Consider the following 12,688-nt stretch of genomic DNA (forward strand, 5'->3'; position numbering starts at 1 on the left):
CTGTGTGAGGAGGAGATGCGGTGAAAAAAAGAAAAAAGATCGATTGGTGGATTTTGGGTCCTTATTTGACTTTGTCCATGATCGGTCTTTTAGAAGTATACAGTGCCAGTTCTTATCGTTTATTGCAAGCCGATGAAAATACAAAAAGTCTATTATTGCGTCAACTAATTTTCATATTTTTGAGTTGGAGCGTGATCTTCTTAGCTCGTTCAGTCAAACTACACTATTTACTTCACCCTAAAATAGCAGGATACGGTTTAGCCTTATCGATTTTCTTTTTAGTATTAGTAAGAATAGGGATATTCGGTGTCACTGTCAACGGCGCACAACGTTGGATCTCTCTGTTTGGCATTCAATTCCAGCCTTCTGAACTGGCAAATCTTTTTTTGATTTTTTATTTAAGCTGGTTTTTTCGTGACGGAAATAGTAGCCCAAAAGATCTAAAAAAACCATTCCTGATTACAGTAGGTATAACTTTTCTGATTTTATTTCAGCCAAAGATTGCTGGAGCATTGATGATCCTTTCGATTGCGTGGGTCATATTTTGGGCAGCGGCGGTTCCATTTAAAAAAGGGATCTATCTAATCGTTACTTTTTCTGCATTGCTGATTGGAGCAGCAGGCGGGGTATTATATTTAGGAAATAAAGGTTGGCTTCCACAGATGTTTAATCATGCTTATGAAAGGATCGCGACTTTAAGAGATCCTTTTATCGATAGTCATGGTGCGGGCTATCAAATGACCCATTCGTTTTATGCACTATATAATGGTGGCATATTTGGGCGGGGATTAGGAAATAGTATCACAAAAAAAGGGTATCTTCCAGAGACAGAAACAGATTTTATTTTTTCGATTATTACAGAAGAGCTTGGGCTAATCGGTGCATTGTGTGTGCTTTTCTTATTGTTCTCATTATGCATGAGAATCTTTTGTTTAAGCAGTCGCTGTAAAAATCAGCAAGCTGGATTGTTTCTTTTAGGATTCGGAACTTTGCTATTCGTTCAGACGATAATGAACGTGGGAAGTATCGCGGGGCTGATGCCAATGACTGGTGTGCCATTGCCATTTGTTAGCTACGGAGGAACAAGTTATCTGATCCTTTCTTTAGGAATCGGAATCACGTTGAATATTTCTTCAAAGATACAGGCCGAAGAGTTGCCGCTCTATCGACCTGAAAAACAATAAAGAGAAACTGAGAAACTCTCAGTTTGAATTATCATAAAGTACAATCTTTTATTTTTCAAGCGAGAGGTTCTTTTAGAAAGAGGAATTCGCAATGAAAGTATCTCAAAAAATCATATTATCTATTTTGTTACTGCTTACATTAGTAGTTGGCTATTTTTCGATTGAGTTTATCCATGGATTTTCGTCTGCAAAACAGAGTTCAACTGTGAAAAAGGTAGAGCCGAAAAGTGTCCCTACCACACTAAATGTGGCTTTGATTGGTTCAGATGCTCGTTCGAAAGACGAAAACGGTCGCTCGGATTCACTTCTGGTTGCACAATACAACCAGAAAACACAACAAGCAAAACTGATCTCTATCATGAGAGATTCATATGTCGATATTCCAGGTTACGGAATGAATAAGATAAATGCAGCTTACTCTTATGGGGGAGTTGATTTATTAAATCAAACATTAAAGGAAAATTTCAAATTTGAAGCTCCCTATTATGCAAGTATCACATTTCAAGATTTTATCGATTGCGTTAATGAACTGTTTCCTGGTGGAGTCAAGATCGATGCAGAAAAATCTCTAGATTTAGATGGCGTATATATAAACAAAGGAGAGCAAGTGATGGATGGTAATACTTTACTCCAGTATGCTCGATTTCGGGAAGACAAAGAAGGAGACTTCGGGAGGATCAGAAGGCAGCAGCAAGTGATCAAAGCTATCTCTCAGCAGCTGAAAGACGTAACTTCAATATTCAAGCTACCCAAAGCGGTTGGGAAATTACTTGGTAGTATCCAAACGAACCTTCCAGAAAGTGTGCTTCTGGATTGTGGTATGGATTTCCTCAAAGACAATAATAAAAAGATCGATACATTATCCGTACCAGTAGACGGCAGTTGGGACTTCAACGACAATACGCCTTCCGGAAGTGTTCTGGAATTAGATTTGACCAAAAACCAAGAAGCAATCAAAAAATTTCTGAATAATTAAGTAAAGAAAATAAAAGAAGTTAGAAATAACAATCTATGTTATGTTCTGACTTCTTTTATTATGTTAGAATAAACAGGGATAAATAGTGAAAATAAAGGAATGACAAGCAAGAGAAGGAGGAAAAAATGAAAAGAAGTGACAAGCACGGCAAAAATCGAACAGGCGCTTATATTGCCGGCGCAGTGATCTTAATAGCAGCTGCGGGTGGCAGTTATTTTTACTACCAGCACTATCAAGAAAACCAAGCAGTAGAAGCTGGAGAAAAGACGGTTGAGCAATTTGTCCAAGCTTTGAACAAAGGAGATTATAACAAAGCTGCAGAAATGGCATCAAAAAAGGCGGCAAATAAAAGTGCATTATCTGAAAAAGAGATCTTAGAGAAATACCAGAATATATACGGTGCTGCTGATGTCAAAGGACTTCAGATATCGAAGCTAAAAGTAGATAAAAAAGACGATTCTACTTATAGCTTCTCATATAAAGCAAAGATGAATACCTCATTAGGTGAATTGAAAGATCTTTCTTATAAAGGAACATTAGACAGAAATGATGGTCAAACCACGATCAACTGGCAACCCAACTTGGTTTTTCCAGAAATGGAAGGAAATGACAAAGTAAGCCTGACCACACAAGAAGCAGCAAGAGGGAATATTATAGATCGAAATGGTGAACCATTAGCAACAACAGGCAAACTAAAACAATTAGGAGTCGTTCCAAGTAAACTTGGAGATGGAGACGAAAAAACAGCCAATATCAAAGCGATTGCTTCCTCCTTCGACTTAACAGAAGATGCTATCAATCAGGCGATTTCACAAAGCTGGGTACAACCCGATTACTTTGTCCCATTGAAAATCATTGATGGAGCAACGCCAGAACTTCCAGCTGGAGCTACCATTCAAGAAGTAGACGGCAGATATTATCCTTTGGGTGAAGCAGCTGCTCAGCTGATTGGTTACGTGGGAGATATCACAGCAGAAGATATTGATAAGAATCCAGAATTAAGCAGTAATGGAAAAATCGGTCGCTCAGGTTTGGAGATGGCTTTTGATAAGGATCTTCGTGGGACAACAGGTGGGAAATTAAGCATTACAGATGCAGACGGTGTAGAGAAAAAAGTTCTGATCGAACATGAAGTTCAAAATGGCAAAGATATCAAATTGACAATCGATGCGAAGGCACAAAAAACAGCTTTTGACAGTCTAGGAGGAAAAGCTGGGTCAACTGTTGCGACAACGCCAAAAACCGGTGATCTTCTTGCGCTTGCTAGCTCTCCAAGCTATGATCCAAACAAAATGACAAACGGGATCTCACAAGAAGATTACAAAGCTTATGAAGAAAATCCTGAACAGCCATTCATCAGTCGATTTGCGACAGGTTATGCTCCTGGATCTACGTTTAAAATGATCACAGCAGCAATCGGTCTCGACAACGGCACTATCGATCCAAATGAAGTGTTGACGATCAACGGGCTTAAATGGCAAAAAGACAGTTCTTGGGGATCTTATCAAGTAACGCGTGTCAGTGATGTATCACAAGTAGACTTAAAATCTGCTTTGATCTATTCCGATAATATATATATGGCACAAGAAACGTTGAAAATGGGTGAGAAAAAATTTCGTACAGGCTTAGATAAATTCATTTTTGGTGAAGACCTTGATTTGCCAATTAGTATGAATCCAGCACAAATTTCTAATGAAGATAGCTTTAACTCAGATATCTTGCTAGCTGATACTGGATATGGACAGGGTGAACTTCTAATTAATCCTATCCAGCAAGCAGCAATGTATTCTGTTTTTGCCAACAATGGCACACTTGTCTATCCTAAATTGATTGCAGATAAAGAGACAAAAGATAAGAAGAATGTCATCGGCGAAACAGCAGTACAAACGATCGTGCCAGATCTGAGAGAAGTTGTGCAAGATGTAAATGGTACAGCACATTCTCTTTCTGCTTTAGGGATTCCGTTGGCAGCGAAAACTGGTACAGCGGAAATCAAAGAAAAACAGGATGAAAAGGGGAAAGAGAACAGTTTCTTGTTTGCTTTCAATCCTGATAACCAAGGTTATATGATGGTCAGCATGTTGGAAAATAAAGAAGATGATGATTCAGCAACCAAACGAGCACCGGAACTATTGCAATACCTCAACCAAAATTATCAATAAAAAATTGCTTTTTAAGTACAGTAAAAGGACTGTGGCGTTATCGTCACAGTCCTTTTTTCAAATAAACGGTTTTCACGATGTCTCTTTCACAACTTCTTTTTGATTTACTCACACTTCATAAACTTTCTTTGTAAAATATTTGAGAACAAGTGGAGAAATAAGTGTACTTAATAAAATCACGATAACTAAAGGTGAATAGTACTGTGGTTCGATCAATTGACTTTGCTGTCCAATTTGTAAAATGATCAAAGCCATTTCTCCACGCGAAATCATACCAGCACCGACCATCAATGAACTATGTTGAGAAAAACCGGCAATCTGAGCACCAAAATAACCTCCAAGCAATTTGGTCAAAATCGCTACAAGCGTCAATATAGAAATAAAGAGTAGTTGTTCACTAAAGTCAGAAAAATCAACTTCTAATCCTACACTGACAAAAAATACTGGTATAAATACTGCATATCCTAAAGCCTCTACATTGTGGTATACTTCTTCTTTAACCTTTGTCTGACTGACAGCTATCCCAGCAAAAAAAGCACCAATGACAGAGCTAAGCCCAACAAGATCCGCTACGTAAGACATTCCTAAACAAATAACTAGCGATACGATGATAATAGAAGAATTTGCGTACACTTTTTCTGCAAATGAAAGTAGGAAAGGCGCAATCCATTTGACTAATAAGAAAATAAAAACAAAATAAATTAGCTGTTCAATCAAAACAAGCGGTAAAGAAGCATTGCTAGAAGCTTCCCCCGTTAGAAAAGATAGGCTGAAACTTAGAACTAAAACGACTAAAATGTCATCTACCACAGAAGCACCCAAAATTGTTGATCCTTCTTTTGTATTCACTACGTTTAGTTCTTTTAATACTTCTACTGAAATACTGACAGAAGTTGCCGCAAGAATAATCCCAAAGAAAATCGCTTCATTTCCCGAAACTTGGAATGCTTCGCCTGTCAACCAGCCAAAAACAACCGGGAAGATGATCCCAAGCAAAGCAACGAACATACCAGGTCGGAAATATTTTTTCAAAAGAGATAAATCACTTTCCAGACCAGCTAAAAACATTAATAAGATCACACCAATCTCCGAAAAGTCATGGACTAGAATATCAGGTTTGACCCAATTCAATCCAGCTTGGCCTAGCAAAACACCAACAAGTAATTGTCCAATCACTGCTGGGATACCTAATCTCCGCGAGATATGTGAGCCAATCGTTGTTGAAATCAATATCAGGCATAAAATACCAATAAATTCCATTCTCATCATTCCTTTGTATAAAATATAGCCCGAACTTAGCATAACATACATTATTGAAAAAATAGGAAAATATACTCACAAAAAAACCAACAATCCAAAAGATTTTTTTGGATTGTTGGTTTTTATACGGTCTATTTTAATAACTAAAAATGATTAACGTATAGTCATTTTTCTTATTCTGATGAAATTGATAATCTCCTGGATGCCCATGAAAATCAAAATAAAGCCGAATATTTGGAATAGAAGCATCAAACTTTTGAATGGATTGAACAATAAGACGAATCCGCCAATCAACAACAGAATACTATAAACACTCCAACTTTTAGCTTTTGTATTCATGCTGAAGAACAACTGGAACAAGCTGTTGATGATAACAGCTAATCCAAGAAGAATCGGCAGGATAGAAACGATTGCAGGTGCAAAAGCATAGACGATCAGAGCTAAGATCAGGAAAAAAAGACCACTGAACAGACCGATACTCCAAGAACCTGTTTTCCTTTTAAAACGGTAAGCCTCAAAAAGATTCAACAACCCAAGCAAAACAAGATAGGCGGTGATCAGATAACCGATAAAATGAAAAACAGCAGAAGGGTTTAGCACAATCGCAATCCCAGAAATAATATAAACAGCAGCTCTTAATAAGGCGTATTTTTGAATATTTTGTTTAATCGTCTCAAACATATAAGAAAACCTCCTTTGACTTATTTTAACGTGAACTAGTCATTTTACCAAATTAAATGTTACAAAATGAGCGAAGGAGAAGAATATCTCTGGAAAAATCAACTTCTGAGGATCTTTTCCATTTTTTTGCCTTTTGCTAGCTCATCGATCATTTTATCTAAATAACGAATTTCTTTCATCAAGTTATCCTCGATGTCTTCTACTCGTACACCACAAACAACACCTGTAATCAAGGAACGTGAAGGATTGGGGACAGGGGCTTCCGCAAAAAATTGTTCGAAAGTCACTTGTTTTTGTAGTTGATATTCTAGTTCTGTTTGGGAATAACCCGTCAGCCAACAAATGATTTCATCTACTTCCTCTTTTATACGATCTTTTCTCTCCGCTTTTGCTACATACATAGGATAAACGCTTGCAAAACTTGTCGTAAAAATACGATTTTGCGCCATAATCAGTCACCTTTCTTTTTTTCAAATTATTTACTACTTATAGTATATAAGAAAAAGAGAAGAAAAAGCGATTATTCAAAAAAACAAAAAGGATTGTGACAAAATTCTTGTCACCATCCTTTTTTCCGCTCTCTGACTTTTTACAATCTTCATAGCTCAAGTGCGCATCAGATAATCGAATGCTCCTAAAGCTGCAGTAGCTCCTGAACCCATTGAAACAATGATTTGTTTGTATGGACTATCTGTACAATCACCAGCTGCGAAAACGCCGGGGATATTCGTTGCGCCATTTTTCTCGGTCACTATTTCATTTCTTGGATTCATTTCGATCGTTCCATCTAGCCAATCCGTATTAGGGAGTAAGCCGACTAGAATGAATACTCCTGAAACAGCTAGTGTATGCATCTCCATCGTACGGCGATCGATATAGGAGAGAGATTCTACCTGATTCGTACCGCTGATTTCTTTCGTCGCTGCATGTTTGATAACAGTGACATTCGCAAGAGAGACTAGTTTATCCTGTAAGATTTGATCTGCTTTTAATTCTGGTAAGAATTCTAGAACATATACATGTTTTGCTAACCCAGCCAAATCGATTGCTGCTTCAACACCAGAATTACCACCACCGATAACAGCAATCTCTTTTCCTTTAAATAAAGGGCCGTCACAGTGTGGGCAATAAGCAATTCCTTTATTTTTAAACTCTTTTTCGCCTGGTACATTGATAGAACGCCAGTGCGCACCTGTCGCGATGATGGCGGTTTTTGCTTTAAGTGATATACCGTTAGCTAAGCCAATATTAATAAAATGTTGCTCTTTATTTAAGGAAACGGCCTGTTGATTCATCATAATGTCGATAGGGTAACTACGCACATGACTTTCTACTTGCTGCATCAATTTTGGACCTTCTGTGTAAGAGGTACCAATCATATTTTCAATCCCTAGTGTTTCAACGACTTGTCCGCCGAAAGAATCAGCGACAAGTCCTGTACGGATTCCTTTACGTGCTGCATAGATAGCTGCACTACTAGCTGCTGGTCCACCGCCAATCACTAATACATCATAAGGTTCTTTTTCAAACAACTCTTCTTCAATCAAAGGGCCAGTGATTTTTTCAACAATTTGTTCGATCGTCATGCGTCCGCTACTAAATTCTTCTCCATTTAAAAACACAGTTGGCACTGCCATGATTTTTTTATCATCGATTTCTTTTTGGAACATCCCACCTTCAATCATCGTATGAGTAATATTTGGATTTAATACAGCTAATATATTCAATGCCTGTACAACGTCGGGGCAATTATGACAAGTCAAGCTAACATAACTGTCAAAATGCAATGTTTGTGTTATTTTTTTGATTTTAAGACTCAAAGATTCACTGATTTTCGGTGCCCGTCCACTAATTTGTAACATAGCCAGTAAAAAAGAGGAAAATTCATGACCGAGGGGGATACCAGCAAAAACGATTCCACTTTCTTTGCCAACTGGATTGATAGAAAAACTAGGTGTGCGCATCGAATCTCTTTTTTCCCAAGAGATTTTAGGAGACATTTCTGCTATTTCCTTCGTAAATTCAGCTAGTTTTTGACTATTTTCACTATTATCCAAACTAACAGAAAAAACAATAGGAGATTCAATCAGTGCTAAATATTGTTCGAGATTTTGTTTAGTTTCTTTGTCTAACATATCCACCACCTAAATCTTTCCAACAAGATCAAAACTTGGTTTCAATGTTTCGCCACTTTCTTTCCATTTTGCCGGACAAACTTCACCTGGGTGGGTACGTACATATTGAGCAGCGCGAATCTTATCAATCAGTGCACTAGCGTCACGACCGATTCCATCTGCATTGATTTCCATAGCTTGAACGATTCCGTCTGGATCAATAATAAATGTTCCTCGCTGAGCTAATCCTTGCTCTTCATCCAAAACATCAAAAATACGAGAAATCTGATGAGACGGATCACCGATCATCACGTATTCGATTTTACCGATAGCATCTGATGTATCATGCCATGCTTTGTGAGTAAAGTGGGTATCGGTAGAGCAAGAAAAGACTTCAACACCTAAAGATTTCAATGTACTGTATTGTTCTTGTAAGTCTTCTAATTCAGTAGGACAAACAAAAGTAAAATCAGCTGGATAGAAGCAAAGAATACTCCAGTTCCCCATAAGATCTTTTTCACTGACTTCTAAAAATTCTCCTTGATGATAAGCATGTGCATTAAATTCTTCGATTTTTTTCCCAATCAATGACATAGTAAAACCTCCAATAATAATTATTTATTTATAATTATTGTAATTTAGTTGGAGTTGCAAAGTCAATGGATATTTTGTTATTTAATAAAGATTACTCAAAAACGAAGGTTAATTATAAAAATAGAAGAGGTCGCAAGAAAATGCTACTGCTGGAAATACTCGGGATAACGTTGAGTAACAGTTTCCTGTTCTTTCAGCATCATGTGTAAGTGCAATCCCGTTTGAAATCGAGCTTCTTCTGGTTTTTTATCAACTAAAGCCTTGAGTAAATCATAATGTTGTTCCATGATCGTTTCCCATGGAAGCCCCTGAATGGTCACTCGTAACCAGCGGAAACGTTCTAAATGGGTATTATGGTCATCTAACCAGTTCCAAACTTCTTTTCTTCCTGCAATTTCGAAACAAGCTTCATGAAATAAATTATCTGCACGGAAAAAAGCGCGTTCGTCATTTATTTTGACTGCTTTTTCTTGTTCTTCTAAAATCGTTTCTAGCACTATTCGTGTTTGTGTGTCCAATTTGGAACAACATTCAATCATGATTTGCTCTTCCAACTGTTCTCGGACAAAGCGAGCATTTTCTGCAGAAACAAGATTAATTTTTGAAACATACGTACCACTTTGAGGTATCGTATACACGAGTTCTTGCTGACGTAGTTGAATCAATGCTTCGCGAATGGGAGTCCGGCCGATAGCAAGATGTTCCTCCAGTGCCTTTTCAGATATTTTCCTTCCAGGTTCTAAGTCAGCATAGATAATTTGTTTACGAATCGCTTGATAAGCTTGAGATTGCAAGCTGCTTTTCATCTTTATTCCTCCAAAATCATTTCTATGAACGTAGTATAACAGAAGAGGTCTGAAAAACAATCTGGTATGTCACATTAACTAGTAAATTTGTATAAATAGTAAAATTTTGGTTGACATAGCGATTTTTATTGCATAAAATTCACTTGAATACAAAAACTAATATGTTAGTTTAGGAGGGGAAAAATGATTGATTTAAACAACTGGAGGAACTTTATCCCTGAATTATCTCAAAAAGAAGTAGAAATACCTCATTTTGACCGTGCATCATTAAGAGAAAATGGACAAAAAAATCCTGTCTGGATCCATTTCGGTGGCGGAAATCTTTATCGAGGATTTCATGCAGAAATCGCTCAACGTTTAGCGGATCTAGGCGAATTGTCCACTGGTGTCATTGTTTGTGAAACATTCGATGAAGAAATAATTGAAAGGGCTTACCAAGATTTTGATGATTTGATTCTTGAAGTGGTCATGCCAAGCAGTGGAGAGTTCGTCAAACGTATATTAGCTGCGACAGCTGACAGTCTGTATTGTCATCCAGATTGTTCTGAACACTTTGATAAGATGATTCGACACTTTGAAAATCCTAGTTTACAATTAGTTACTTTTGCTATTACTGAAAAAGGTTATCGATTGAAAGATACAAATAATAAATATATAGGACCGATTGCAGTCGATATAAAAAATGGTCCAAAGAAGCCATCACATACAATGAGTATTCTTGCTGCGCTACTTTATAAACGTTTTTTATCTGGAGCTTGGCCGATTGCACTTGTCTCTACAGATAATTTTTCACAAAACGGTAGTCAATTACGTACTTCTTTGCTAACGATCGCAAAAGAATGGCAAAAGGAAGGTTATGTACAAAATACATTTATCCAATACTTATCGAATGAAGAAATTGTTGCGTTTCCATGGACGATGATTGATCGTATCACCCCGAATCCTTCCTTGTCAGTTAGCAAAATGTTGGCAAAAGAGGGCTTTTCAAATATGTCGATTTTCCAAACCGCAAAAGGAAATAATATTGCTCCATTTGTCAATACAGAGGACATCCATTATTTAATCATGGAAGATCATTTTCCCAATGGACGTCCGAAATTCGAAAAAGCTGGGGTATTCTTGACTGATCGTGCAACGGTAGATAAAGCAGATACGATGAAGGTGACGACTTGCCTTAATCCTTTGCATACGTCTTTAGCTATTATGGGTTGTTTACTGGGGTATAGGAGCATAGCTGAGGAGATGAAAGATCCAGATTTATCGCTGCTAGTTTCTGAAATCGGGTACAATGAAGGCCTCCCAGTTGTGGAGTCTCCAGGTATCATTGATCCAAAGATCTTTCTGGAAGAAGTAATTACTGTGCGCTTTTCTAATCCAAATATTCCTGATATGCCTCAGCGAATCGCCACGGATACCTCTCAAAAGGTGGCGATTCGTTATGGTGAGACGATTAAAAAATATATGGAAATAGAAGTTAAAGACCCGCAGACACTTGTATTCATACCATTGACTCTCGCTGCTTGGCTTCGATACCTTATTGGCATTGATGATCAAGGAAAACCATTCATCCCGAGTCCAGACCCACTATTGACAGACTTTCAGCATAAGCTTTCCGATATTCAACTGGGTACGCAAGATACATCACATATTCATGAGAAAATGGCTCCTATTTTGTCAAATAAAGAAATTTTTGGTGTAGATCTTTACCAAGCAGAGCTTGGCAGAAAAATAGAAGAAATGTTCATCAAGATGGTAGCAGGACCGAATGCCGTACGAAAAACATTACAGGATTACTTACAAGAACATGGAGGAAATTTATCATGGAAATGACTTTTAGATGGTACGGATCACAGGAAGAAAAGATTACCTTAGATGAAATCAGACAGATTCCTGCGGTCAAAGGGATTGTAGGCACATTGATGGATATACCAGTAGGAGAGGTATGGCCTAGGGAGAGGATCAAAGAACTAAAAGAAGAAATTGAGTCTCGTGGGTTAACACTAAAAGTAATTGAAAGCGTCAATGTGCATGATGCCATTAAAATTGGATTACCTTCCCGTGAGCAGTATATCGAAAACTATAAGCAGACAATCCGAAACTTGGCAGAATATGGAATAGAAGTCATCTGCTATAATTTTATGCCTGTATTTGACTGGGTGAAATCTGACCTTGACTACCGCTTAGAAGACGGCTCATCCACGTTAGCTTTTATATCTGATGATATTCCAGATGATCCAAGAGAAATCGTCGCGCGCATCGAACATTCCAGCAATGAATTTGAATTGCCGGGATGGGAACCTGAGCGCTTAGCTCATATCAAATCCTTGCTTGAAGCCTATGCATCAGTAGACGAAGAAAAACTTCGAGAAAATTTTGCCTATTTTCTCCAATCAATCATCCCAACATGTGAAGAGGTAGGGGTCAAAATGGCTGTACATCCAGATGATCCGCCATACTCGATTTTTGGATTACCTCGAATCGTAAAGAATCGAGAAGATTTAGATTGGTTGTGCCGCATAGTAGACAGCCCTTATAACGGAATCACTCTTTGTACAGGGAGTATTGCAGAAGATCCAGAAAATGATGTATATGGGATTTTAGCAGAATTTTGTCAAAGAGATCGAATCCCATTTGCACATGTTCGAAATATTAAATTTTTAGCTAATCGAGATTTCTATGAGGCACCGCATAAATCCGAATACGGTTCATTAGACATGTACCGCATACTAAAAACAATGTATGACAACGGATTTAACGGATACATCCGTCCTGATCATGGAAGAATGATCTGGAATGAGACAGGAAGACCAGGATACGGCTTATATGATCGAGCATTAGGTGCTGTTTATCTAAATGGATTATGGGAAGCAATCGAAAAAGGAAACAAAAGTAAAGATAATTAGTGAAAAAA

General features: G+C 37.7%; 11 protein-coding genes. 5 read left to right on the plus strand and 6 right to left on the minus strand.

Features of this window, described 5'->3' with window-relative positions; genetic code table 11:
* Positions 1–20: 20 nt before the first annotated feature.
* The 3 genes from IGL70_RS06195 (at position 21) to pbp4 (ending at position 4,322) form a co-directional block, all read left to right on the plus strand.
* Positions 21–1,184 carry an FtsW/RodA/SpoVE family cell cycle protein gene (locus IGL70_RS06195; RefSeq protein ID WP_002331743.1) on the plus strand — a complete coding sequence of 388 codons (1,164 nt, stop codon included), beginning with the start codon at positions 21–23 and terminating at the stop codon, positions 1,182–1,184.
* A gap of 91 nt (positions 1,185–1,275) precedes the next feature.
* Positions 1,276–2,160, plus strand: a complete 885-nt coding sequence (locus IGL70_RS06200) for an LCP family protein (RefSeq protein ID WP_002325723.1) — start codon at positions 1,276–1,278, stop codon at positions 2,158–2,160.
* 125 nt (positions 2,161–2,285) lie between these two features.
* The gene (pbp4, locus tag IGL70_RS06205) at positions 2,286–4,322 is read left to right on the plus strand and encodes a penicillin-binding protein PBP4(5) (RefSeq protein WP_104873679.1); all 2,037 of its coding nucleotides are present in this window, start codon (positions 2,286–2,288) and stop codon (positions 4,320–4,322) included.
* Between the two features lie 108 nt (positions 4,323–4,430).
* On the opposite strand, the gene IGL70_RS06210 is transcribed toward pbp4, so the two are convergent.
* From IGL70_RS06210 to IGL70_RS06235, 6 genes are all read right to left on the minus strand, one after another.
* Positions 4,431–5,582 carry a cation:proton antiporter gene (locus IGL70_RS06210; RefSeq protein WP_002298469.1) on the minus strand — a complete coding sequence of 384 codons (1,152 nt, stop codon included), beginning with the start codon at positions 5,580–5,582 and terminating at the stop codon, positions 4,431–4,433.
* A 153-nt stretch (positions 5,583–5,735) separates the two neighbouring features.
* Positions 5,736–6,263 carry a DUF308 domain-containing protein gene (locus IGL70_RS06215; RefSeq protein ID WP_002324862.1) on the minus strand — a complete coding sequence of 176 codons (528 nt, stop codon included), beginning with the start codon at positions 6,261–6,263 and terminating at the stop codon, positions 5,736–5,738.
* Positions 6,264–6,361: 98 nt separating this feature from the next.
* Positions 6,362–6,712, minus strand: coding sequence for a DUF2200 domain-containing protein (locus IGL70_RS06220; RefSeq protein ID WP_002288180.1), 351 nt, complete (start codon positions 6,710–6,712; stop codon positions 6,362–6,364).
* A 156-nt stretch (positions 6,713–6,868) separates the two neighbouring features.
* Positions 6,869–8,398 (minus strand): alkyl hydroperoxide reductase subunit F, encoded by a 1,530-nt coding sequence (gene ahpF / locus IGL70_RS06225; RefSeq protein ID WP_002288179.1) that lies wholly within the window; start codon positions 8,396–8,398, stop codon positions 6,869–6,871.
* A gap of 9 nt (positions 8,399–8,407) precedes the next feature.
* Positions 8,408–8,971 carry an alkyl hydroperoxide reductase subunit C gene (gene ahpC / locus IGL70_RS06230; RefSeq protein ID WP_002288178.1) on the minus strand — a complete coding sequence of 188 codons (564 nt, stop codon included), beginning with the start codon at positions 8,969–8,971 and terminating at the stop codon, positions 8,408–8,410.
* 143 nt (positions 8,972–9,114) lie between these two features.
* Complete coding sequence (locus tag IGL70_RS06235; protein WP_002288176.1) at positions 9,115–9,777, minus strand: GntR family transcriptional regulator; 663 nt, start codon at positions 9,775–9,777, stop codon at positions 9,115–9,117.
* A 183-nt stretch (positions 9,778–9,960) separates the two neighbouring features.
* Between IGL70_RS06235 and IGL70_RS06240 the strand changes: the two genes are divergently transcribed.
* Entirely contained in the window at positions 9,961–11,607 is a 1,647-nt protein-coding gene (locus IGL70_RS06240; RefSeq protein ID WP_002288175.1) for a mannitol dehydrogenase family protein, read from the plus strand.
* On the plus strand, positions 11,598–12,680 hold the full coding sequence (gene uxuA / locus IGL70_RS06245; protein WP_002296275.1) for a mannonate dehydratase: 1,083 nt from the start codon (positions 11,598–11,600) through the stop codon (positions 12,678–12,680). Before IGL70_RS06240 ends, uxuA begins: the two co-directional genes overlap by 10 nt.
* Positions 12,681–12,688 lie beyond the last annotated feature (8 nt).

The sequence above is a fragment of the Enterococcus sp. DIV0901a genome (genome assembly GCF_051711525.1).
GTDB lineage: Bacteria > Bacillota > Bacilli > Lactobacillales > Enterococcaceae > Enterococcus_B > Enterococcus_B faecium.